Origin of the sequence: Microcoleus sp. B9-D4 (assembly GCF_036705105.1) — a bacterium.
Lineage (GTDB): Bacteria > Cyanobacteriota > Cyanobacteriia > Cyanobacteriales > Microcoleaceae > Microcoleus.
Map to the genome: position 1 here is coordinate 1 of NZ_JAUBTS010000053.1, position 23146 is coordinate 23146.

At 46.7% G+C, this 23146-nt stretch carries 20 protein-coding genes; 11 read left to right on the top strand and 9 right to left on the bottom strand.

From position 1 onward, the window contains the following. Positions 1-333: 333 nt before the first annotated feature. Positions 334-2088 carry a DUF3352 domain-containing protein gene (locus QUB24_RS24830; RefSeq protein ID WP_333156217.1) on the bottom strand — a complete coding sequence of 585 codons (1755 nt, stop codon included), beginning with the start codon at positions 2086-2088 and terminating at the stop codon, positions 334-336. A gap of 292 nt (positions 2089-2380) precedes the next feature. Continuing rightward, on the bottom strand, positions 2381-3472 hold the full coding sequence (locus QUB24_RS24835; RefSeq protein WP_333156218.1) for a hypothetical protein: 1092 nt from the start codon (positions 3470-3472) through the stop codon (positions 2381-2383). Between the two features lie 213 nt (positions 3473-3685). On the opposite strand from QUB24_RS24835, the gene QUB24_RS24840 reads away from it, so the two are divergent. Together QUB24_RS24840 and QUB24_RS24845 are read left to right on the top strand one after the other, a co-directional pair. Further along, positions 3686-4924 (top strand): LL-diaminopimelate aminotransferase, encoded by a 1239-nt coding sequence (locus QUB24_RS24840; RefSeq protein ID WP_333156220.1) that lies wholly within the window; start codon positions 3686-3688, stop codon positions 4922-4924. Between the two features lie 285 nt (positions 4925-5209). Then, positions 5210-5806, top strand: a complete 597-nt coding sequence (locus QUB24_RS24845; protein WP_333156222.1) for a hypothetical protein — start codon at positions 5210-5212, stop codon at positions 5804-5806. A gap of 73 nt (positions 5807-5879) precedes the next feature. Here the strand turns inward: QUB24_RS24845 and QUB24_RS24850 are convergent, their stop codons facing one another. Then, entirely contained in the window at positions 5880-6122 is a 243-nt protein-coding gene (locus QUB24_RS24850) for a helix-turn-helix domain-containing protein (protein WP_190745066.1), read from the bottom strand. Positions 6123-6337: 215 nt separating this feature from the next. On the opposite strand from QUB24_RS24850, the gene QUB24_RS24855 reads away from it, so the two are divergent. Beyond that, positions 6338-6601, top strand: a complete 264-nt coding sequence (locus tag QUB24_RS24855; RefSeq protein ID WP_172186722.1) for a hypothetical protein — start codon at positions 6338-6340, stop codon at positions 6599-6601. A 58-nt stretch (positions 6602-6659) separates the two neighbouring features. Here QUB24_RS24855 and QUB24_RS24860 read toward each other — a convergent pair whose 3' ends face one another. Next, positions 6660-7265, bottom strand: coding sequence for a hypothetical protein (locus QUB24_RS24860; RefSeq protein WP_333156224.1), 606 nt, complete (start codon positions 7263-7265; stop codon positions 6660-6662). Positions 7266-7268: 3 nt separating this feature from the next. Then, the gene (gene cofH / locus QUB24_RS24865; protein WP_333156226.1) at positions 7269-8426 is read right to left on the bottom strand and encodes a 7,8-didemethyl-8-hydroxy-5-deazariboflavin synthase subunit CofH; all 1158 of its coding nucleotides are present in this window, start codon (positions 8424-8426) and stop codon (positions 7269-7271) included. A 140-nt stretch (positions 8427-8566) separates the two neighbouring features. On the opposite strand from cofH, the gene QUB24_RS24870 reads away from it, so the two are divergent. Then, on the top strand, positions 8567-9781 hold the full coding sequence (locus QUB24_RS24870) for a glycosyltransferase (protein ID WP_333156228.1): 1215 nt from the start codon (positions 8567-8569) through the stop codon (positions 9779-9781). A gap of 200 nt (positions 9782-9981) precedes the next feature. Next, on the top strand, positions 9982-11769 hold the full coding sequence (locus tag QUB24_RS24875) for a glycosyltransferase family 39 protein (protein ID WP_333156230.1): 1788 nt from the start codon (positions 9982-9984) through the stop codon (positions 11767-11769). Positions 11770-12029: 260 nt separating this feature from the next. On the opposite strand, the gene QUB24_RS24880 is transcribed toward QUB24_RS24875, so the two are convergent. Further along, the gene (locus QUB24_RS24880; protein WP_333156232.1) at positions 12030-12440 is read right to left on the bottom strand and encodes a hypothetical protein; all 411 of its coding nucleotides are present in this window, start codon (positions 12438-12440) and stop codon (positions 12030-12032) included. Positions 12441-12591: 151 nt separating this feature from the next. Here QUB24_RS24880 and QUB24_RS24885 point away from each other — a divergent pair, with 151 nt between their 5' ends. After that, entirely contained in the window at positions 12592-12873 is a 282-nt protein-coding gene (locus QUB24_RS24885; RefSeq protein ID WP_333156233.1) for a helix-turn-helix transcriptional regulator, read from the top strand. A 115-nt stretch (positions 12874-12988) separates the two neighbouring features. Continuing rightward, positions 12989-13645: a Uma2 family endonuclease gene (locus QUB24_RS24890; RefSeq protein ID WP_333156234.1), complete on the top strand. Its 657-nt coding sequence runs from the start codon at positions 12989-12991 to the stop codon at positions 13643-13645. 181 nt (positions 13646-13826) lie between these two features. Here QUB24_RS24890 and QUB24_RS24895 read toward each other — a convergent pair whose 3' ends face one another. Next, complete coding sequence (locus QUB24_RS24895; RefSeq protein WP_333156236.1) at positions 13827-14432, bottom strand: DUF3318 domain-containing protein; 606 nt, start codon at positions 14430-14432, stop codon at positions 13827-13829. A 268-nt stretch (positions 14433-14700) separates the two neighbouring features. After that, positions 14701-16275, bottom strand: coding sequence for a nucleoside transporter C-terminal domain-containing protein (locus QUB24_RS24900; protein WP_333156237.1), 1575 nt, complete (start codon positions 16273-16275; stop codon positions 14701-14703). A gap of 11 nt (positions 16276-16286) precedes the next feature. On the opposite strand from QUB24_RS24900, the gene QUB24_RS24905 reads away from it, so the two are divergent. Together QUB24_RS24905 and QUB24_RS24910 are read left to right on the top strand one after the other, a co-directional pair. After that, positions 16287-16415 carry a hypothetical protein gene (locus QUB24_RS24905; protein WP_333156239.1) on the top strand — a complete coding sequence of 43 codons (129 nt, stop codon included), beginning with the start codon at positions 16287-16289 and terminating at the stop codon, positions 16413-16415. A 78-nt stretch (positions 16416-16493) separates the two neighbouring features. Continuing rightward, positions 16494-16784 (top strand): hypothetical protein, encoded by a 291-nt coding sequence (locus QUB24_RS24910; RefSeq protein ID WP_333156240.1) that lies wholly within the window; start codon positions 16494-16496, stop codon positions 16782-16784. A 107-nt stretch (positions 16785-16891) separates the two neighbouring features. Here QUB24_RS24910 and QUB24_RS24915 read toward each other — a convergent pair whose 3' ends face one another. Then, on the bottom strand, positions 16892-17086 hold the full coding sequence (locus QUB24_RS24915) for a hypothetical protein (protein WP_333156242.1): 195 nt from the start codon (positions 17084-17086) through the stop codon (positions 16892-16894). Between the two features lie 570 nt (positions 17087-17656). Here QUB24_RS24915 and QUB24_RS24920 point away from each other — a divergent pair. Further along, positions 17657-22537, top strand: coding sequence for a CHAT domain-containing protein (locus tag QUB24_RS24920; protein ID WP_333156244.1), 4881 nt, complete (start codon positions 17657-17659; stop codon positions 22535-22537). A gap of 5 nt (positions 22538-22542) precedes the next feature. Continuing rightward, positions 22543-22722 (top strand): hypothetical protein, encoded by a 180-nt coding sequence (locus QUB24_RS24925; protein ID WP_333156289.1) that lies wholly within the window; start codon positions 22543-22545, stop codon positions 22720-22722. Positions 22723-23146: the final 424 nt, after the last annotated feature.

Below are 23146 nucleotides of genomic sequence, written 5' to 3' on the forward strand. Positions count from 1 at the left end.
CCGCCCGTCCAAAAAGGACGGGCGGGACGCCCATCCCACTTTCAAGAGTGGAAGTTATTTAATTCTCATTCCTTAGTTGCAGTCCAAGGCTTAAAAAACTCGGTTTCTTTGGTAGTCCTGGACGCAGGGGTGCATAGAAACCGGGTTTGTTAACGAAAATAATTCGTTGCAGCCGACAGAAACGATAAAAAAACCCGGTTTCTTTAGTCCCTATGCGTAAGTCTTGTTCTTGCTTCTTGCTTGTTGCTTCTGGCGGCTGCCTTTCGGTTTTAATCTGTCGCCCAGTTGCTTTTTAAGGGGATGTGCAGGCGGATTTGTGGAAGGATTTAAGAGTTAATTGGGTGAAGTTTGGACAGTGGGCGAGGGACTGGGTGAAGCAGGGCGCGGTGAAGCAGGGCGCGGTGAAGGCTTTGCAGAAGGACTGGATTGGGTGGATTTTTTGAGACCGACAAAAGCGTCATAACGGGTGGTACGATCGCCAATGACGGCCGCTGTAACGCCGATCGACCGCGTGGCGTCTATCCACATTTTTTGGCTGGGAGGAAACTCCGGCAAAGCTAGGTTTTTCGGGTTAAACGCACTCTCGGTGTCGATGAAGAAATTGCCGTTGTGGGGTTGAAGTTGCGATCGTACTGTTTTCTGGAACAGTTCGCTGCTTAAAAGCGGACTTTTCGGTGCCGGAACGATCGCATCAACCACGGGAGCTCCTACTGTCATAAACGCTACATTGTTCATCCAGCCGCGAGTTACCGTAATCCCTCCAAACGGCGATGTCCATTTAATCGCCGGTTTGCCGCCGACTTGAATTTCCTCCACTCTAAATCCTTTACTTTTCATCGTTTCATCAAGCTGTTTCAGGGATTTATTCGCTGCGCCCTGGTTGTTTGTTTCCACCATAAATACAAATCCGGCAGCAAATTTGTCTCTGGGATTCTGGGCAGGGGCTGGTATTAATGATAGAGAAAATTCTCCCGCCATCCAGTTCATCAAGTCTTTATCTAAATCCAGGCCCGTAGTGGATTTTAAACCTGTTCGTAAAACTTGGGGATTAATCGGGGAAATCGGGTTGGCCTCGGCTCCCAATACGTAGTCTTGCCACAAACGCTGCAAGTTGCCACCGGATACCATCATTATTGTATTGTTTGGCAGGCGGTTAGCCATTTTTAGAGCATTGTTTTCTACTGCTATCCTTCTGGTAGAATCTGGTTTTAGCCAAGAGACTGATTTGAAGGCAATTCCTTCTACATCCAGCGTCGCTGTGGTGGCAAATCCCTGATTTTGTTGCAGTTTTTCTAGGCTTTCTGGCGAAATTTCACGGGCTGAGTTGGCGGCGGCATAGGCGGCGGCAACGGGCATATTGACGTAGATTTGACCGAAGGCGCCCGGACTTTTTATTTTGTCTATGGCGTCTGCATAGCCAGGGGTTTTGGCTAGGGAAGGTTCGCCTTTGTAGGTGTCGATTATTCTGTCTGTAGCGCTAGGATCTGTGGTGACTGCGAGATAGTTTGTGCCGAGTACCGCGACTGAGAAATTGCGATCGGGTACCCCTTGAGTTTCTGTGACTTGCACCCCTTTATAATTACGCTCAACTATTTTTCCTTGGCTGAGAGGCCTGGGTTTTGCTAATAATTCTTTGGCTTTGACCGGGTTGGCAATTGGCAGGATAATTGCCACTGACTGTTGAATTGGCGGAGATGGGGGCGTGTTGGGTGCGGGCGAGGGGGCTGGTATAGCTATTTTGTTGCGGAGAAAGGCTACCATTGCTGTGTTACCCACCCAGGGTTGAATGTCTTGCTGGTAGGCGTAGCCGTTGCTTGTGAGCAGGCGATCGCGCATTTCCGTTAAAAACCTCTCAAACGAAGCTTTTGACTCCGGCGTGCCAAATTCTCGCAGTCTATTCCACTGCGATTCATCGGTGGTGATGGATAGGGCCATCATCGTATCTTGGGGGACAACCGTTGCCCCCGCCGGCAAATCTTTGGCGGGGCCACGGGAGATGACGAGGTAGTAGGTGACAAAGCCTAAACCGATCAGAAGTGTGGCGGCTCCGATCGTAAACAGCAGGGAAGATTTATCTTTCTTAAACATTATTCGTAAGGTTCGGGTGCTCGCAACATGATAGATTATTTTCTTGGCTCATGTAGCAGATACATTAGCAGATACATTTAACCGGGCAAATCTAGGAAAGTTGACTGTTGACTGTTGACTGTTGACTGTTGACTGTTGACTGTGAGCCTAAAAACAGAAAATTGTGCTTATATTTGGTGGCAGATTGCAAGAGACTTTACCAGAACGATGCTACCGGATTTGATATAAGTCCGTGTAAGGAAACCCCACACAAAAAATGTAGCAAGACTTTTGTGAAATGGTATTAACTGAATCAGTTTCTGGCCTTAAAGTCTTTAAAGATAGTTTGAAACGAGTACATCAGCCGGTGGACATCGTTTGTGGCTCTAGGAAAAATGTTGAGTTCCCATTTTTTGCGAGCGGTAGTTAGCAGTTTGGCTACGGGTTGGGAGTAACTGTTAGAAATGAAATAGCTGCCACCTTCGTAGCGAATATCTGACGCTAAGCCGATAAAAGCACCTGCCATTTCTAGTTTTAGTTCCGAGGTGCTGTGTTCCGATTTTACTGCTAAAATTACTTGCGAGTGTCGGGGTTCGCGGTTGAGCAAGCGGCAGATATTTGCTTCTTTTTGGTACAAAATTAAAACGTTACAGTTGTGCAAAACTCCGGCTCTACCTTGGACTTTTACTCCTAGGTGAACTTCCAGGGCTGGTTTGTCGGGAAATTCCACAACAGCATGAGTATAGGGATGTGCAGTTCCGTGTATTTTTCCCGCCGTTTTTCTAAATGTTAAATATTTCGGTGTTTCGTCGTCTAAAACATTGTTGTAATAAATAGTACCGCCTTCATTAGCAACTGCTTTTAGCAGAATAGTGAAGAGGTAAGTGTCAAAAATTCTGGCTTGTTCTGCCGCCGTGTTAAATTCGGGATCGATCGAGCTTTTTAATTTGCTTTTAATCTCGGAATTGATGGCATAGTTGCTGGGCCCGGAGGGCAGTTTTTCCAGCAAGTGCTTGAGGGCGATCGCCTGTTTGTGGCGGGGGGCTGTGACGCTGGAAGTAAACTCGATTGTTTTGGCAGTTTCGGCACCTGAATTGGCAAATGTAATTTTTGTGCCGAGGGGAGAGGTTTCTGATTCTACTTTTAAGAAATAAGCAATTTCGTCTTCCATTTCGGAAGTGTTGACAGTCGCTTGCTCGACAGCATCAATTAACAGCAAAAGTTGTTCTTTTGCGGTATAATCTTCTATCTTGAGCAGGGGTGTTTTTCTTTTGAGCGATCGCTCTTCAATTACTTTGCCTATCTCTACAGTATCCGCTACTTGTTGAACTACCCAACCTAAATTAAACTCATTCAGAATTGCCGCCAGTTCCTGATAGAGTTTGGCATACTCGATCTCATCCATAATTGCTTCTGCACTGCACGCTATTCTGATTATACAAGCAGATTTGATTTTTTGGTCAAGTACCCTGCCGATTTTAGGTTTTAAATTTTAGGATTACTCTCACGGATGAATCCTAGGGCTTTTCGGTCAACAGTCAACAGTTAGCAGTCAACAGTCAACAGTCAACTGCCAATTAGCAGTAAGCTATTGTACGACATTTGTAGCGATCGAACTATGGCAACTATCAACGACAACTACCTCAAACTCAAAGCTGGCTACCTGTTTCCCGAAATTGGGCGCAGGGTGAAAGCCTATGCAGAGGCGAATCCCGAAGCGCCCATCATTCGGCTGGGGATTGGCGACGTGACTGAACCGCTACCGGCTGCTTGTCGGGAGGCGATGGTGAAAGCGGTGGAAGACATGGGCTCGCGGGATACCTTTAAAGGATACGGCCCGGAACAAGGTTATGAGTGGCTGCGCGAGAAAATTGCCGAGTACGATTTCAAGTCGCGGGGATGCGATGTCGATGCTTCGGAAATCTTTATTTCTGATGGTTCTAAGTGCGATTGCGGCAATATTCTCGATATCTTTGGCAACAATAACACGATCGCAGTTACCGATCCAGTTTATCCGGTGTATGTAGACACTAACGTGATGGCTGGACACACGGGAGATGCCAACGAAAATGGTGAATACGGCGGCTTAGTTTACCTGCCAATTACAGCGGAAAACAATTTTACTGCGGAAATTCCCACGGGCAAAAAAGTCGATTTAATTTACTTGTGTTTCCCGAATAACCCGACGGGGGCAACTGCAACTAAGGAACACTTGCAAGCTTGGGTAAATTATGCTAAAGCTAACGGTTCGATTATTTTCTTCGATGCGGCTTACGAAGCGTATATTACCGATCCGAGTTTACCGCATTCTATCTATGAAATTGAAGGTGCGCGGGATTGTGCGATCGAATTTCGTTCTTTTTCCAAAAATGCTGGTTTTACGGGTACTCGCTGCGCGCTGACAGTTGTACCGAAGACTTTGACTGGAAAAGCCGCAGATGGTTCCGATGTCGAAATTTGGAAGTTGTGGAACCGCCGCCAATCTACTAAGTTTAACGGAGTTTCTTACATCGTGCAGCGCGGTGCTGAGGCGGTTTATTCAGAGGCTGGCAAGGCACAGATTCAGGCATTAGTCAATTTTTACATGGAAAATGCTGCGATTATTCGCGAGAAATTGACAGCCGCGGGAATCCAGGTTTTTGGTGGCGAAAATGCACCTTATGTGTGGGTGAAAACGCCTCACGGTTTGTCGAGTTGGGATTTCTTTCAGAAGTTGCTGGAAACTTGCAATGTGGTGGGAACTCCGGGTTCGGGTTTTGGTGCGGCGGGTGAGGGTTATTTCCGCATTTCGGCGTTTAATAGTCGGGAGAATGTGGAGGAGGCGATGAGACGGATTGTGGAGAAGTTTAAGGTTTAATCTCATCTCCTGCTTAAACCGAAAGGCAGCCAGCCCGCCAGGGAATGAATTCCACGGGGCTTATAGCGAAAGTCCTCGCTATGAGGACTAATGAGTTCTTCAGTCCTCATAGCGAGGACTTTCGCTTTGAGACAGGGGTTTCAACCCCTGGCGGACTGCCGGAATCAGCGAAAAAGCATTAATTTAATATGTTGTGGAACAGGCCGGAAAGCCTGTTCTTGAAAATAGTAAAAAATGTGAGTTATAATCTAAGCCAGACAACTTTATTCAGAGCGTGAAAAAGCAATGCCCTATAGCGAATTCACCCTCAAAAGAGTCAAACAAGACTTTCAGCTCACCCTAATAGAAGTACCTACTTTTATTGTTTCTGCGCCCCCGATTCAGCCGAGTCCAGCGCTAGCTGAGTTCATCGAAAAACGCTTACCTCTAGCCCTAGCATTGAATACGGAAAAAGCTCGTTCAGAAATGATTATCTGTCCCATTCTTCTAGAATTAAAAGATATTTTCCAACAGCAAATCAGTCTTTTTTCGGGTAATGAATTTACTGTAGATCAATCGGTGGGACTTAACGGTGTCTGTGACTTTCTGATCAGCAAATCGCCTGAACAACTTTTTATCGAAGCTCCTGCTATGATTGTGGTGGAAGCTAAAAAAGAAGACATTAACGGCGGACTTGGACAATGTGTTGCTGAAATGATTGCGGCTCAGCGTTTCAATGAAAAAAACGGCTACTTTGTAAACAAGCTCTATGGTTGTGTTACGACCGGGAACTTATGGAAATTTATCAAATTAGAAGAGCAAACTGTTACCATTGGTTTGAGAGAATACTCGCTGCCGCCAGTTGCCGAAATTTTGGGAATTTTAGTGAGCTTTATTATCTAGTAATTTTGAGTAGATTAACTTTCACGATTTTTAGTTTAAAATTTAAAGCACCTCGATTATAATATTCCATTTTCTATCCATCAGCATCGCTAGGAAAACCAAATTGGTCGGGTAATTCAGCAGAGGTAATTTGCAGAATCTCTAGCAACTTCTTGTATTGAACAGGCGTTAGCTTCGGTACCGATCGCCCAGCTTCCCAGTTGCTTACCGTCGCTTCCGTAACGCCAAGTGCTTCTGCTAGCTGCTTTTGAGTCATAAACCGCTGAACTCTCAGTCGCATTAGGGGCGATCGATCGGCTCTTTCTGAGGTTTCCATAGGCTATTTGTTAAGTTATATTAATTTATTTGGGTTTTGCCTAAAATGATTGACATCTACCCTAAATTAATTTAGATTTAACCCAATAGAGATTAGACAGCACCAGCTAAGCCACTTGTGCTGTAGGGGAATTGCTGTCTTTTCTTCAACTTGTTATTGTACGCGGTTTTACCGTTACAAAGCATCAAACCTATCCAAAATTATTAGTCAAAGCTATGTTGCAAGATTCATCATCAAACCAAACATCGCCCAATGTTTTAACCAACCAAACCTTTGAGGGCGATCGCGAAGCAGTCCGTCACGTCATCATCGGTTCGCCGCTGGGGGTACGCCGAACTATCCACCAACTGCACGCATTGCGCTACGAGGAAGCTGTTCGTTGGACTCATCCGATCGCCATTCCCGACAATCGCATCATTATTACACCCGATCAGGGAGAAATCATGAGTCTGTTAGTCAAATTAATCCGGCTGCAATGAAGTCATAAAAGTGCGATCGACCTTTCTAGAATTGAGTCAAAAGTGCGATCGCGCTTATTCAGCCATCTCGTACCATCCAAACCAGCATTCCCAAAATTTCGTCCACCGGAGGCAAGGCATAGTCATTAAGATCGATCGATACAATTTTTTCCTCTAGTTTGAGAAATCGCCACTGCGTGCCGTTACTGACACTGCCATAAATAACTGAAATTGGTTTCCCCTTCGCTTCATTAAACTTCTGCATTGCCACCATTTCTGCAACGCACTGTCCAATTCCTGTCTTCAAATCAGCTTTTTTAGCCTCAACAACCGCCACTGCGGGTGCTTCAATCTCCAACATTTCGGGAGAACGACTAATCAAATAATCACAAATCCCGTTTAGTCCAGTTTCATAATCAACCGTAAAGTCTTCCCCCGAAAACAAGCTAATATTCTGCTGCAAAATCTTCCTGACTTCCAGCAGTACCGGAGTAATAATCATTTCGGAGCGAGCTTTTTCGCTACCTGTCGCCACAGCTACGGGTAAACTATTTGCCAAAAAATCTGTCAGGGTTGCACTCGGAGCGATCGGAGTTATTTGCGGTAGAAATCGCGGCCCTTCTACAGTTGTTAATCCAAAGGCTTGTTTAACTTTGATAATTGAGGTGAACTCGCTGTAAGACATCGCTCAATTTATCCTACTACTTATTACTGCCAAATTGTCAACCCCTAAAGGTCGATAAATTGTATCTCTTTGCTGATAACTCCGCCCCAAAGAACGAATCGCATTTTGCAAATCTTCGACAGATTGACAACTGCCGCCAACCGCACCGGCCATGGTTGTAATGTGCTCTTCCATCAATGTACCGCCGATGTCGTTGCAGCCCCATTTCAGCGCTTCTGTAGCTCCATCTAAACCTAATTTTACCCAACTCGGTTGGTGATTGGAAATCAAATTGCCTAAGAAGATTCTCGATACAGCGGTGAGTAACAATGTATCTGCTAAAATTGGTTGGTCGCGGCCGACTCGACTCCGCAAAGGAGCCGGTGCTTCCTGTCCGACAAATGGTAGTAAAATAAATTCTGTAATGCGTGCCCCATAGTTTTGGTCGATCGCAGTTTGTTGGAGCGATCGCACTTTTTCTAAATGCAAAACCTGCTGTTCGGCCGTCTCAATATGCCCGCAAAGCATCGTACTCGTTGTCGGTAAACCCAGACTGTGAGCAGTTCCCACAATTTCCAGCCAAGTTGCCGAATTTAGTTTTTCCGGGCAAATCACCCGTCGCACAGAATCGTCGAGAACTTCCGCAGCGGTTCCCGGCATCGAACCGACTCCCGCATCCTGCAAAGCCGAAATTACATAGCTGAAACTAAGATTATCTTCTCGGGCAATAAATTCTATCTCTTGAGGTGAAAAAGCGTGCAAGTGCAACTGCGGAAATTTATCCTTAATAGTTTTCACCAATTGCAGATAATAAGGCAAAGATGCGCCGTTGAGCTTAGCTTGAAGATTTAAGCCACCCTGCATACAAATTTCCGTTGCACCCCGCTGCACTGCATCAGTTGCCTTTTCCTGAATTTGAGCTGCGTCTAACCAAAAAGCGCCCTCATCTTTCTCATCACGGCGGAATGCACAAAAACTGCAATGCTGCTCGCAAATGTTAGTAAAATTAATATTCCGATTGATAACGTAGGTGACAGTATCCCCTGATTGTTGGCGGCGGAGCAAGTCAGCGGTTGTTTGAATAGAAGCTCGCGCGTCTGGCTCTGTTTGCTGCAAAAGTACCAATGCCTCTGCAGAAGAGATGTTATAACCTTGTAAAGCTCGATCGAGAATTGCATCCACAGTTTTCTTTTTAACTCAATTACAGAATTACTGACTAGAATTAAGGCGTTTTTATATTTTAACTAATCAATTATGGAGGAACGATATTTTACAATCTCAAGTTCTACCAAACTATCCTTGACTTTCTGAACACTGAAATTATGGGCAGCTACCAACCAAATCAGGTATTGCCAGTGCCGTCGGGGCCCTTGCAAATTCCTGCTATACAGACTTTCGGTTCAACTTTTACAGATGCACGCACAGCGGAAATTTATTTTTCCCTCGTCATTCCCACCTACAACGAGTGCAGGAATATCCAGAGTATTGTGGAAAAATTGAGCCAATTGCTCGATGGTATCCTTCCCGGCAACTACGAATTAATTGTAGTCGATGACGACAGCCCCGATCGCACCTGGGAAGTCGCCCTGTCCCTGACAGCGGAATATCCGCAATTGCGGGTGATGCGCCGGGAACACGAGCGGGGACTTTCCACAGCGGTAATTCGCGGGTGGCAGGTCGCTCAGGGTGAGGTTTTGGGCGTCATCGATGCCGACTTGCAGCATCCCCCGGAGACGCTGTTGCAGCTTTTAGCAGAAATTCAGCGGGGAGCCGATTTAGCTGCTGCCAGTCGTCACGTGGGCGAGGGCGGGGTGAGCGACTGGAGCGTTGTCAGGCGATTTTTATCGCGGGGCGCTCAAACCGTGGGGTTGGTGATCCTACCGGGAGTGGTGGGCCGAGTTTCCGATCCGATGAGTGGCTATTTTATGGTGCGCCGCACTTGCATAGCCGGCAAAACCATGAATCCTGCTGGTTACAAAATATTGATTGAAGTGCTCGGCAGGGGCGACATCCGCTGGATTGGAGAAGTTGGTTACGTGTTTCACGAGCGGCAAGAAGGCGAGAGCAAAGTTACCTGGAAACAGTATATTGAGTATTTGCGACATTTGCTTCGGTTGCGGTTTGCCCGCTGGCCGATGGGCAGATTCCTGCGGTTTGGTGTGGTTGGTTTCAGCGGCGTGTTTGTGGATATGGGAGTTTTTTACCTGCTGCGGACTGTCCTCGGTTTGGGGCTGACTCGCAGTGCAATCTTTTCTGCTGAAGTGGCAATTTTCAATAATTTTTTGTGGAATGATTTATGGACTTTTGGTGATATTTCTAAGCGGCAGCCGGGAAAGCGTCAGCGCTTGAAACGGCTGTTGAAATTTAATGTGATTTGTTTGATTGGCTTGATGATAAATGTGCTGCTGGTGAATGTGCTGTTTAATGTTTTTAAGGTAAACGAATATTTGGCTAAGTTGATTGCGATCGCGACTGTGACTCTGTGGAATTTCTGGATCAATATGAAGCTGAGTTGGCGGGTGACGGACGTGAAGTAGGTAATGGTAAATGGGTAATGGGAAATGGGTAATTGGTAATTGATAATGGATAAAATGACTGATGGCTAATGACAAATTGGTCTTCTGCCCTATGCCTTTGAATGACCGAAAGCATCTAGGATACAAGCCCCCGGATTTATCCGTGGGGTCAATGCTTCAATTCTAAAATCTAAAATCTAAAATCTAAAATCTAAAATCGATTGAATGAATTAATGATTAAGAACAAACAACTGTTGTTGCTATTTCTGTGGACGGCGATCGCCTTTATTTTGCGCTTTGCCAATTTGGACTCGAAACCGCTGTGGACAGACGAGTTTTCGACTCTAGTATTTAGTTTGGGCAACAGTTTTCGCGGTGTGCCGATCGATCGCGCGATCGAGCTTTCTACATTATTACAACCGCTGCAATTGCGCCCCGATGCTGACACCGCCGACGTGCTCCGCAATTTGCTACTAGAAAGCAATCATCCACCAGTATATTTTATGCTCGCCCACTGGTGGATGCAACTGTTTGGGCCGACCGAGGATAGTTTAGTTTGGATAGGGCGATCTCTTCCTGCATTATTGGGCGTGATTTCAGTTCCCGCTATTTACTTTTTAGGCAAGTTTGCTTTTAATTCCCGTTTAGTCGGTCAATGTGCGGCCGCGATGATGGCAGTTTCTCCCTACGGCATTTATCTCGCTCAAGAAGCTCGCCATTACACTTTAGGAATATTATTAGTTATTGCCTCTCTTTTTTGCCTCGTCTTAGCTGCAAAAAAGCTACAAAAGCGTGCTCACCTGCCTATTTGGGCGGTGCTGATTTGGGTGGTTGTTAACTGTTTGGGAATAGCGGTTCACTACTTTTTTGTACTGACTTTGTGTGCCGAAGCAATAGCATTAATTGCTGTAATCTGGCAGCAGTTTAATGGAAAGTTGCTAATTGACAACAGCCAGCAGCCTAATATTTGGCAATTTCAAATCATGTGGCGGCTTTTCGCAGTAGCCGTGGGCACTTTGGCTGGCGGTTTAGTTTGGCTGCCGATATTTTTGTCAAATAAATACGGCAGCGAACTCACTAATTGGATTGTCAGTGGCGATCGCACATTTATAGATTGGATAGCGCCGATTTTTCAAGCTTTAGCTGGATGGATCACTGTCATGTCTCTGCTGCCGGTGGAATCGCCAAATTTGGCAGTAGTAGTTGCATCGGCGATCGTAATGACAATATTTTTTATATTGGTGCTTCCCATCCTGTTTAGCGCTTTTAAAAATTCCTTAACAACGCCCGATAGTCGTTTAGGTACTGTTATTTTCGGCGGATTTGTGCTAGGAGCAATTTTCCTATTCTTCAGCTTTGCATATATTTTGGGGATTGATCTAACTCGCGGGGCTCGATACAATTTCGTCTACTTTCCGGGAGTAATATTGCTTTTAGGAGCAACCTTGGCGGTTATTTTTAACACACCGACAGCAAAAAGTCAATGGTTTAATTTACGGGCGATCGAAGTTCCGGGCAAAAAAGTAGTGGTGCTAATTTTAGCAATGGGTTTTTTTAGCGGTGTGACAGTAAATTCCAATCTCGGCTATCGCAAATATTACAAACCAGACCTTCTAATTCCGATTATCCGCGAATTATCGAAAGTTCCCGTGTTAATTGCTACTACTCAAAAGACTCATGTAGAAATAGGAGAGTTGATGGGGATAGGGTGGGAATGGGAAAGAAGTTCGGCAACGGATTTTGTAGCGGATGTAACGGATGTTAGGAAGAAAGAAGAAGTTAAAGCTTTTGATTCTCCGCTGTTTCTTTTGGCTAATCAGAGAAGGGATGGGCCGGAAATAGCGGCAGGGACACTTGACAAAACACTCAGTCAATTAGAACGTCCGCTAGATTTGTGGTTGGTTAATTTTCGCGCACCTGTTAATTTAGCAGCACAAAAATGTCAGGTTGAATCGCGCGATTTGCCTGCGGTGGATGGGTATGAATATCAAGTTTATCATTGTTCCTGATTTGGCGATCGCCCGCAACTACGATCCGATGACTGGGGAGAGAGAGTGATAAATTTATGACTCAAGAAGTAGAGGATATAGAGTTAGCATTACAACCGCAGTCCGGCAGGGGTTTCAACCCCTGCCTCAAAGCTAAAGTCCTCTCAAAGAGGACTAATACCAAATCCGACTTAAATACCCCCTTTATTTCTTAGTCTGCGGAGGCAGACTTCGTTTGACAAGGAGCGGTTTCAACCGCCGAATCATCAAGGGGTGGCAAACTAAGAGTTAGCGACCAAATGTTTAATCAAGACGCTCATCACTTCACCTGGATTCTGAGTTGGGACAAGCGGACTCCAGTCAGAAACGCAGGCAAAATTATCGCGGTGAAAAGAATGAATGACGCGGGAAACAACAGGGCGAGAACTGATAAGGAAAAGTTTCAAGAGTTCTCGGTTAACTGAAGTTTGCAAGTTTGGTTCTTTAGCAGGGGGCTGATTGAGTTCGGTAGTTGGATTTTCTGGCCCAACCTCAAAAGCAAGTATTAATTCGGTATTGGGTAGCATTTGCCGGATGACTTTCAGGGAAGATTCTGCTTCGCTACGGCTGCGAAATTGCGCGACGGGTAAGCGCTGAAAGTTGGGCAGGAGTCGGTAAATAATCCAGGCATTCGCAGTTTCTGGGTTGTTCATGGCTGTATTGTAAATTGGGTATGTTTGCCCATAGAAAAGTGACAGACTTGCACCTTTGATTTTTAGTGCAGTCTGTTTTGGCTATGGCTGTGCCTACCTCAAGTAATTTAACCGCTTAAATTGAGCGCTTAAAATAGACTTTTATAATAATATGGTAAAAAAAAGGCAACGTCAACGGCAACCAGAAAATGAGTTGGCTTTTCGGAGACTGCGAGAGGACGCTAACTTGAGCCAAGAAGAGTTGGCTGTGCGGATGGGCGTGTCTGCTTCTTCGGTGCGGCGATGGGAAAAGGGAGACGAACCTACGATGACTGTTCGGCAAATGAGGGATTTTTGCCGTTTGGTGGGGGTATCTTTTGATGAGTTGCCGGATTATCTCAGTCGGCGAGTAGATGAGGAGGAGTCACTAGAAATTGACGGTCGGAGATTTTGAAAAATTATGAGGCTATTCGAGAACAAGGAATTTTTGGTGAGTTGCTGGTTTGAATTGCGATTGGTATCAAAAAACAACCACGCTATAATTGATGTAAGTTTTGGGAAAAACTGCAATGTTAAATTACAACTTGCCGAGGTACTTGCCGTCAGCCGATGAACTGCCAGATTCTGACGAAACGCCTGTGGATAACGAACTTCAAGAACTAATACCGGGGTTGCTAAAAGCAATATTACTCATAATTTGGGCGGAACGCATGGACTGGTTTTTTGGCATAGATATGGGTATCTATTATCACCCTGAAAAAGCTCCAATTGTCCCCGACGGTTTCTTGAGTTTAGGAGTAGAACGGTTTTACGATGAAGAATTGCGTCCCAGTTACGTGCTGTGGGATGAAAAAGTAGTCCCTATTTTGGTGCTGGAAGTTGTTTCCAAAAAGTATCGCAAGGAATACAGCACAAAGTTGGAGGAATATCAAGATTTAGGCGTGCTTTATTACATTGTCTATTCATCTCGCCGCCGTCGCAAACCCCGATTGGAAGTACATAAGTTAGTGAATGGGAACTATGAATTACAGTCGGGACATCCTGTTTGGATGCCCGAAATAGGTTTAGGAATTGGTTGTGAAAGGGGAAATTATTCTGGGGTGACGAGGGAGTGGCTGTATTGGTACGACGCAGAGGGAAAACGTTATCTGACTCCTGAAGAACAGGTGAACAGATTAGCACAAAAATTGCGGGAGTTAGGAATCGATCCAAATAGTCTGAGGTGAAGTAATTATTATAGTGATGATTTGGTAAGCTGTCGCGCATTTAAATTGCATGGTCGGGGCGGGCGGGACGCCCAACCCCTACTCCCCACAAGAGTTTAATTGTTTTTTGACATACAATTTAAATGCACAACAGCTTAAAGCCGACATTTCTATATTCTTCTGGTAGGAAGGGAGCAAGTTTTCAATCTTTCCTCACACTATCGGGTACGCCCACCGCCGAAATACCCGATATCGCCTTTAAGTTTTGACACCGAATCAACTCATTAAAATCCAAAATGCGCCCTTCAATTTGCGCCACAGCCTCGATCGCCCCCAGCAAATGTCCGGCAGCTTCGGCTTCGTTGTAACCACGCCTTCCCGCTACTCTAATCGCCCCTTCGTCAGCCTCTAACTCTACTTGGGAACTGCGGTTGTCGCGCCAAATTCGAGTCATGGCCAGTCCTGTCAAACCGCCCGCGATCGCAGTGCCGATCGCATCTGGCTGCAACAATTCTACAACAGTCCCGACAATTCCCGCCAGAGCCGCACCTTGATAAATATCGGGTTTAAACCACTTAAAATTGCACAGAAAACTTACATTCCGCAATAGCAGTAAATCCCGCTGTGGCTTAGATAGCAGCCGCCACAAATCAAAATTAATATAAATCGGGCGAGATTGATTCCAAGGCAAAGGAAAATCGCAGTCAATTACCGTTGATTGTTGGGGCTTATTAATAATTTTACACGTCATGCGGCCGGAAGCGGGCATCACATCTAACAGGCGGCGAATTTCTGGTTCGGGATTCATAAATTTTAGGGTGATTGATAATTGGTAAGGGGTAATTACATCTGGATAAAAAACAATAATATCTATCACGGCCTCGTAGGGGCGGGTTTTACCGACAATAATTGCCTAAAACCTACAATTTCGTAAACCCGCCCCCACCCAAGGGCTGATGCGATCGAAATCAAAGTTAATCTAGATTATTGGTTGTGTGGGGGCGGGTTTATGTAGATTTTTAACGGGAGTTAAATATTGTTGGAAAAACCCGCCCCTACAAGTCAATAGAATATAATTAAGGGTTTTTCTTGGATGCGGGAGAAGGAGATTCAGCAGCTCTGGGAGCCGCTTTTTCGGTATTACCAGAAGGCTTCGGACTGGCAATTGCTGGGGCAACTGACGGCTTTAAATTCGCGGCTGGGGATGCCGATGATTTTGGAGATTCAGGGGCTGTTAGCGGGGCAGCAGGGGCTGTTTTAGCGCCTAAAATGCTGGCGTCTCCGGTGTCGAAGGTGCCGGCGATGCAAGCGATCATCATTGTCGCTAAGGTGCCGACAAATAATGCTTTCCAACCGAGTTCGGAAATGTCTTTGCGGCGGGATGGAATTAGGGCGATCGTGCCACCGACAAATATGCCGACGGAGGCTAAGTGGGCGAAGCCGGAAAGGGCGTAACTGACAATCAAAACTGTACGATCGCTCACCAGTCCTTTTGCCGATGCTTCTGCTAAACTTTGATAGGGCGGAATGGCTGTTTCTAATAGCCTGCGACCGATGATTACTGATGCTTGCCAAGAGTCATCAATGGAGACTCCTGTTAATAGCGTCAGGGGATAAAATAAAAATCCCATAATGTTGGCTAAGGTGACAACTTTGAAAAAGCCACCAATGGGGCCGGGCAAAATTGCCAGCCAACCAAAGAATTGATTGATTAAGGAAACTAAGCCTAAAATCAAAATCAAAACAGCGGCAATGGCCACAGCCATTTTTACACCGTCCAATGCGCCAATTATCGCTGCATCCAAAGGGCTGACTCGTTCGATGGGTTCTCCCCCAACAGTCTCTTGTTTGAATTCTTCGCCGTTTATTTCGGAAATTTCTTCGCCCACAAACTCGCGGCCTTTAGGCTTGGGTTCTTCCTTGGGAATGCCGCCCATTGTCAGCGGCACGTCTGTTTCGGGTACTAAGATTTTGGATAGGACAAAACAAGCGGGAATGGCGATAATTGAGGCGGAAACTAAATGCCCTAAAATGTTGGGAAAAACTGGCTTGAGAAAACTAACGTAAATTGCTAAAGTTGAAGAAGCGGCCGTCCCGAAACAGCAAGAGAGGATTGCACAAAGTTCCGAACGAGTCATTTTTGGCAAATAAGGCTTGACGACAATTGCCGCTTCAATTCCTACGAAAATATTAGCAGCGCCGCTGAGGGCTTCTGCGCCGCTCAACCGCATTGTCATATAAAAGATTTTGGCAAAAAGTTCGGTGATAATTTGAATCACGCCGATGTTGTATAGCAAGGCCATGAGGCCAGAAAAAAAGATGACTGTCGGTAAAGCTCTAAAGGCAAAAATATAACCTAAATTAACTGCCGGATCTTTACCAGGTATCGGTACAACATTGCTCCCGAATACAAATCTCGCTCCAGCGTCAGCAGCGGTGAATACTCCATCCAGTAAGCTAGTAAACCACTCTAAAGCGATGCGAGTTGGGGGGAACAGGAATACTAAAAATCCTAAGACTAATTGCAAGCCAATGCCCCAGATGATGACGCGCCAAGGTATATACTTGGACTGTCGGTTTTCTGAGAAAACCCAGGCGATCGCACATAAGCCAAAAATGCCCAGAAACGAGATAAGATTGTAGATAGACATGAGCCTAGTCCTTGAAATACTTAAGAATGCCGATCGACGGTTTGCACCACATCAGTTATACTATTCATCTGACGGCAAATGCTAAAAAAAAACGGGGAGATGAATTACGCACTCAACAGCGTACTTATGTCATTGCTTAGGTCATTCCGAACTCTGCGGATCTTTAGCAACCCTTGATTTGCCGTAATTACCAGCAGTTTAGATAGAAACTCTAACACATGGAAGCTTTTGCTCCACATCCTCCTGAATGGACTGCGACGGCGGTTCACGCTAATGAGTTTTGCTGCCCCAAGTGCGGCGCTAGCTGCACGGATGCCGCTGATGTCTGGATTAATCGCCGATCGCCAGTATATACCGAGTTCAACCGTCGCAAGTGGCAAGAATTTTACCGCTGCCAGTGCGATTCCGTGTGGTGGGCCTGGAGTAACGATAGGCCTCCTTCTGAACTTGTGCGTCGCGATCAGAGCTCGGATGACGGCCCGGATGAGGGCCCAGATGATGATTTTTAGAACGGTGACAGAATTTTCGATTTTCGATTTTCGATTTTATTTAAAATTAGGGTAAGGTGCGTGGCCCGGCGCACCCTAGATTTAGATAGGTGAGCGCCTTTTCTCAACTAATCCAGCACGTCAAGTATTCCCTTGACTACGCCTTCCATGACTCTTTCAATTAAGCTCAATTCATTTTCGCCGATCGACTCATTTAAGAGCATTGACTGAATTCGCTGTCTGTCAGCGCGAGTCAGTTCGCCTGACGAAAATATCTGCTCTACTATTTGTTCAGTTAGAAATGAGGAAGTTTGAGTTTGCATGGTTGGTCTCTAAAAGCATCAATATTTTGCTTTTAACTTTATTAGAGGAGCCAGTTATTGTGTGGGTTTTTGCTGTCCCACCCAATCAGTGCTCCAATCATAAGACTCTGGGGGGCATCTTGTCAACACACAGCCTGCAGATAAATATAAAATCTGCATTGTATTTCCGACATTCTGGCAAGGAGTAGTTTTGGAGTGCGATCGACCCCCAGCGGTGGCGGTGTGCGATCGACCTTTTTAAGTTTATTGGCACTTTGGCGGAACATTACAGCTCAAAAAAAATCAAAACGATAAGAGATTAGAATGGGGCATGGGGCATGGGGCATGGGGCATAGGCAAAACAGGGAATTGGTAATAGGCAATTGGCAATAGGCAATTGGCTTTTATGACTTCCCTCGAACCTCTTCTTTCTTCCTTCTGGCTAATGAATAAGCTGTCGCGCATTTAAATTGCATATTCGAGGCGGGCGGGACGCCCAACCCTACTCCCCACAAGACGGGGAATTGTTTTTTGACAGACAATTTAAATGCCGCAACAGCTTAATAAGTAATGACTAATAACTAATGACTAATGACCTATTTTCGTTCTGCTCTAATTTTGACATTAGGTTTTTGGCTGCTACCGCTAGCAGTGCGATCGCAATCTGTCGTTCCTGCAAATGACGGCACTAATACTGTTGTTAACTCCGAGCAAAACCGCACAGACATTAGTGGCGGACAACTGTCAGGAAACGGCGCCAATCTGTTTCACAGCTTCAGCCAATTTAATCTCAGCGAAGGTCAAATCGCTAATTTTATAACTAATCCAAATATTCAAAATATTTTAGGGCGGATTTCCGGCAACAATGTTTCCATCATTAACGGTCTGATTTCTGTAAGCGGCGGCAACTCAAATTTATTCTTAATGAATCCGGCGGGAATTGTCTTCGGTCAAAATGCTAGATTAAACGTGCCGGGGTCTTTTTTAGCGACAACTGCTACAGGTATTGGTTTCGGCGATCGCTGGTTCAATTCGGCCGGAATTAATGATTACAAAGCTTTACTGGGAAATCCTAATCAATTTAATTTTAATAATTCACAAGTCGGTGCAATTGTCAATGCCGGAAACTTGGCAGTTGGCAGCGGGCAAAGTTTAACTTTGCTCGGTGGCACCGTTATTAATACAGGACAATTATCCGCTCCCGGCGGTCAAATTACTGTGGCTGCTGTTCCGGGACAAAATGCAGTCCGTATCAGTCAAGTTGGCAATTTATTAAGTTTAGAAATTACTCCGTCTTTGCAGTCAGAAAAATCGGCGATCGCCCCGGTTTCTTTGCCTCAGTTGCTGACGGGCCAGGGCGTAGCGTCAGCCACAGGTTTAACGACTAACGAACAAGGTCAATTGGTACTGACTGGCGGCCAAACAGTGCCCGCCGTTGCCGGAAGTGCGATCGTCTCCGGTTCTGTAAATGTATTTGGCCCTTCTGGGAATGCTGGGGGCACAGTCAATATTTTAGGGGAAAAAGTTGGACTCTTCGGCGCAAATATCAATGCTTCCGGGACTGACGGCGGAGGTACTGTGCGCGTCGGAGGCGGTTTCCGGGGGATGGAACCAGTGCCAAACGCCCAGGTAACTTATGTTAGTCCTGATTCTACGATCGCAGCAAACGCGATCGACGGCGGCAATGGCGGCACTGCGGTAATTTGGTCAGACAATATAACTCGCTTCTTGGGCAATATTACTGCTCGCGGGGGCATCGCCGCAGGTAACGGCGGAAGAGTAGAAGTTTCGGGCAAAAATGCTTTAACTTTCCAAGGAGAGGTCGATACCCGCGCGACTAACGGTGCGATCGGCAATCTGTGGCTCGATCCGGCAAATATTACGATCGTCAGCGGTAACGGATCCACCAGCGGGGGTTCGACTGGCGGGGAACTCGAATCGGAACCAGAACCCAATGAAACATCGATCTCAGAAGTGCAGTTGGAAGAGATGGCGGCCGGCAGCAACGTGGTTCTAGATACCCCCGGCTATATCACCGTCCAAAACTTGCCCGATAACAAACTTTCCCTGCAAGCGAGAACGGGAGACACCGTAACATTTAGAGCGGGCGGAGTGTTTGTTGTCAATGACCCCAAGGATTTAATCGAGACTCAAGGTGGCAACATCAACATTTTTGCCAGCAGCATCTCTCTGGGCGGACTTAATGCCAACGGCGGCAATATCGCTCTCACTGGTAACGGCATTGACTTGAGAGGCGGCAGCAATTCTGTCAGCAGTGCGGGGGGAACAATTCGCTTGCAACCCAACGATAGCCGAGCGATTCGGATCGGTGGCACAGGCGATATTTTGGGCCTTTTAGACTTGACGGCGACGGATCTCGGCGCTTTGGCGGGGGATTTCGGCTCGATCGCGATCGGGCGCGAAAACGGTAGCAGCACGTCGATCGCGATCGTCGCACCCATTACCTTCAACAGCCCGCTGACACTTCAAGGCAGATCGATCGCGATCGACAATCCCCTGAATACAAGCGGCAGCGCTAGCTTGACTCTCGACGCGCCTCAAACTGATCTCGGCGCCAACATTGCGACATCCGGCGGCGATCTCACTTTTACAGGAAACGCATCCCTCAATGCTGACGTGGCTTTGAGCACGGAAGTTACCGGCAACATTGTCTTCTCCGGTAGCCTAGACGGATCTCACGCCCTGAGACTAGACGCTCAGCGAGTGCTGTTCGGCGCTACAGTCGGTCAAGCTGCACCGCTGGCGAGTTTAACTGTCAACGCCCGCAGTACCGAGGTTTCGGGCAATATTGCGACATCTGGCGACATGACTTTCAATAGTAACGTCACAGTCGATCGCAGCGCCGCCCTAGCCACCACTACCGGCAATATCACTTTTGCCAATACCCTCGACAGCAGGCCGGGCCGGGCTAATAATTTGACGCTGCGCGCTGGTGGCAACATTACTTTTGACGGCCTAGTCGGTCAAACTCAGAGGTTGGGCCAGCTCTCGGCCGATGCTGCTAGCGTGACGGCTGCTTCCACAATTACAGCGCGCAGTTTGAGCGTTAACGCGCGAGATTCCGCTCGCTTCGGGGGGGACAGCACGGCCGTTTTGGGAGCCGATATCAAGGCAGAAAATGTCCTCTTAGAGGGTAATTTAAGGACTGATGGCGGCAGCGTGAACCTACAAGGAAGTGGCGAGGTTCGGACTGGTAATATTACCTCGAATGGTGGGAGGATTCGGGTTGAGGGGAATACTGTTGCTGCGGGTGCGATCGACTCGTCATCGGCGGGCACAGGAGGCGCGATCGCTCTCCAAACCAATGCTGGCCCTTTAACTGCGGGAGCTTTGAACGCTTCGGGGGCGATCGGCGGAAATATTGCTGTCACCTCGAAGGCGGGGATTTCCGCTCTCGATATCAATTCCAGCGGCACTTTAAACGGCAACGGCGGAGGCGTTTCCCTGAGCGCGACTGGTAACATTCAGTTGGGCTTTATCAACGCTCAAGGCGGCACTGGTGGCACTGGCGGCAGCGTTGATGTGACAACCCTCGGTTTGTTTCGATCGAACAATGTTTTCAACGATGATATATCGGGCAATATTTCCAGTATTTCTACTACCGGAGGTGCGGGGGCGGGGGCGATCGCAATTCGCCACGGAGGCAATAGCGATCGACCGTTTGTAGTTGGCGGCGCGATCGACAATGGAACCAGAGGAAGCATTAATGCTGGCGTGGGAAACGCCATTTTGCCCACTTTTTCTTTTGGACAAACTTACACCCAAGGAAGTTTACCAAATCAGATTTCCCTAATTACACCGGCCGCGCCCTCTACTCCTGCACCAATTCCCGAACCAATTCCCGAACCAATTCCCGAACCAATTCCCGAACCAATTCCCGCACCAATTCCCGCACCAATTCCCGCACCGCCTCTAGAGTCCGTAAATCCCGATCCGGAGCAGTCATTTCCGGCATCTTTGCAAGTAGAATTGCGCTCGCCTAATCGAGACAGAAATTCCGCAATTAGCCAGAATATTTTCGCTCCTTCTCGCAGATTAGATGCGGCCGGTTCGGGAGTTTTAGAATTTGAACAAACCTTTACTCGCGAGTACGAAAAATATCTGGAGTTGCCCCCAAGAAAGCCGATTACTAATCTATCGGTGATTTACGAAACTCTTCGCAAAAACGAACAAATTACCGGGACAAAATCTGCCATCATTTATATGAATTGGCTCAGGAGCTCGGATGCAGCCGCAGCCAAAAAAAATGGTTCATTGCTGGTGGCAAGTAGGGATTTATCTAATCTATTGCCTGTGAGGAAAAACCTCACCTCCGGGCCCCCTCGCCCCTTAGAAGATAAGTTGGCCCAGAGGTTGTCGCCACAGAGCCAAGAAATTCCCGATGTTCCTAACGGGGAGCATTTAGAATTAGTGTTAGTCACAGCTAACGCTCAACCGATGCGCGTTTTAGTTCCGGCGACAACGCGGTGGCAGGTGTTGCAATTGGCGGACGCCCTGCAAACCGAAATAACTAATCCCAGAAGAAGAAGCAGCATTAGTTATTTGGATTCTGCTCAAAAACTTTATCGCTGGTTAATTGCGCCAATGGCCTCAGAATTGGCCGCTTTAAATATTGACAATTTAATTGTAATTCCGGCAGCAGGTTTGCGGAGTGTACCCTTTGCTGCCCTTCACAATGGCAAACAATTTTTAGTTGAGCAATACAGTATTAGCGTGATGCCGAGTCTGAGTTTGACTGATATCGGCTACGACAATATTGCGGATGATGAAGTGTTGGCGATGGGGGCGTCGGTATTTGAAGATAAAGCGCCATTACCAGCGGTACCGGTGGAGTTAGAGTCGATCGCGCCGCCAAGTGAAGGAAAATTATTTTTGAATCAAGATTTTACTCTCGGAAATTTGCAAGCTCAGCGGGCAAATCGGCCTTTTGGAATCATTCACTTAGCAACTCACAGCGAATTCCTGCCTGGGGAACCGAAAAATTCTTACATTCAGTTGTGGGATACTAAATTACGCCTCGATCAAATGGCACAGTTGCGGTGGAATGAACCGCCGGTGAATCTGTTAGTTTTAAGCGCGTGCAGTACGGCTTTGGGCGACGAAGAGGCGGAGTTGGGGTTTGCGGGTTTGGCGGTAGCTAGCGGTGCTAGATCCGCTTTAGCGAGTTTGTGGGAAGTCAGCGATGATGGGACTTTGGGGCTGATGACTGAGTTTTATCGGCAGTTGCGGGCCCCCAGAGGCGGTGGCAATTTGATGATTAAAGCGGAGGCTTTGCGGCGCGCGCAATTGGAGATGCTGCGGGGGCGCGTGCGGATTCAAGACGGGATGTTGCGAGCCGAAGGGCTTTCTGGGGGTCTAATTTTGCCTCCAGAAATTGCGGCGCGGGGCGATCGAGTGCTTTCGCATCCTTATTATTGGGCCGCCTTTACAATGATTGGCAATCCTTGGTAATGAAGATGTTGAAGGAAGAAGGAAAAAGAGGCGCACCATTGTCAGCAACAGGCTTTTCGGCCTGTTCCACAAAAGCTAAATTTTTTTGTGGAACAGGCAAGATGCCTGTTCCTAAAAACCTAATTGAGAATGGTGCAATATCTCAGATGCAACCGGAAACCCTCTCAAATGTCTCGAAACTATGACATGCTAATATCCATTCTAAAATTCCTGATCGAAAGTGGTCAACGGCTGTCCACAGCCAGATTTTGTGTGTTTTTTTCACATAAGTCTGTAATTTATCGAGATCACCGACTTCTGGAATGACTTCGGGGTGATAAGCATCTGGTAAGAGTTTTTCCACAAGTGTTACCGAAGTTATTAGGGTGGTGTAATGAACTACCTTGATTCGTTAATTGCCCGAAAACCCATAGGATTGACATACATTTTTAGGCATTCCGGTTTCACAGTTTCGCTGTAACCAGGCGTGGGGGTCATAATCAGCGATTAATTGACAGCCACATTTAACACAAATGTGGTTCGCTTTTCATTTTTTCTTAGTGTTTTTACGGATATGGGTTAATTTGCACTCGCTTTCATTGCATGGTGATTCCACTTATTCCTACTCTA

Excerpts from the sequence above, each read along its gene's own strand:
- QUB24_RS24870 (WP_333156228.1), top strand. The coding sequence starts at position 8,567 with ATGGGCAGCTACCAACCAAATCAGGTATTGCCAGTGCCGTCGGGGCCC.
- QUB24_RS24895 (WP_333156236.1), bottom strand. The coding sequence starts at position 14,432 with ATGAATCCCGAACCAGAAATTCGCCGCCTGTTAGATGTGATGCCCGCT.
- QUB24_RS24830 (WP_333156217.1), bottom strand. The coding sequence starts at position 2,088 with ATGTTTAAGAAAGATAAATCTTCCCTGCTGTTTACGATCGGAGCCGCC.
- QUB24_RS24850 (WP_190745066.1), bottom strand. The coding sequence starts at position 6,122 with ATGGAAACCTCAGAAAGAGCCGATCGATCGCCCCTAATGCGACTGAGA.
- QUB24_RS24840 (WP_333156220.1), top strand. The coding sequence starts at position 3,686 with ATGGCAACTATCAACGACAACTACCTCAAACTCAAAGCTGGCTACCTG.
- QUB24_RS24890 (WP_333156234.1), top strand. The coding sequence starts at position 12,989 with ATGTTAAATTACAACTTGCCGAGGTACTTGCCGTCAGCCGATGAACTG.
- QUB24_RS24880 (WP_333156232.1), bottom strand. The coding sequence starts at position 12,440 with ATGAACAACCCAGAAACTGCGAATGCCTGGATTATTTACCGACTCCTG.
- QUB24_RS24900 (WP_333156237.1), bottom strand. The coding sequence starts at position 16,275 with ATGTCTATCTACAATCTTATCTCGTTTCTGGGCATTTTTGGCTTATGT.
- QUB24_RS24920 (WP_333156244.1), top strand. The coding sequence starts at position 17,657 with ATGACCTATTTTCGTTCTGCTCTAATTTTGACATTAGGTTTTTGGCTG.
- QUB24_RS24915 (WP_333156242.1), bottom strand. The coding sequence starts at position 17,086 with ATGCAAACTCAAACTTCCTCATTTCTAACTGAACAAATAGTAGAGCAG.
- QUB24_RS24855 (WP_172186722.1), top strand. The coding sequence starts at position 6,338 with ATGTTGCAAGATTCATCATCAAACCAAACATCGCCCAATGTTTTAACC.
- QUB24_RS24845 (WP_333156222.1), top strand. The coding sequence starts at position 5,210 with ATGCCCTATAGCGAATTCACCCTCAAAAGAGTCAAACAAGACTTTCAG.
- QUB24_RS24910 (WP_333156240.1), top strand. The coding sequence starts at position 16,494 with ATGGAAGCTTTTGCTCCACATCCTCCTGAATGGACTGCGACGGCGGTT.
- QUB24_RS24835 (WP_333156218.1), bottom strand. The coding sequence starts at position 3,472 with ATGGATGAGATCGAGTATGCCAAACTCTATCAGGAACTGGCGGCAATT.
- QUB24_RS24925 (WP_333156289.1), top strand. The coding sequence starts at position 22,543 with ATGTTGAAGGAAGAAGGAAAAAGAGGCGCACCATTGTCAGCAACAGGC.
- QUB24_RS24885 (WP_333156233.1), top strand. The coding sequence starts at position 12,592 with ATGGTAAAAAAAAGGCAACGTCAACGGCAACCAGAAAATGAGTTGGCT.
- QUB24_RS24860 (WP_333156224.1), bottom strand. The coding sequence starts at position 7,265 with ATGTCTTACAGCGAGTTCACCTCAATTATCAAAGTTAAACAAGCCTTT.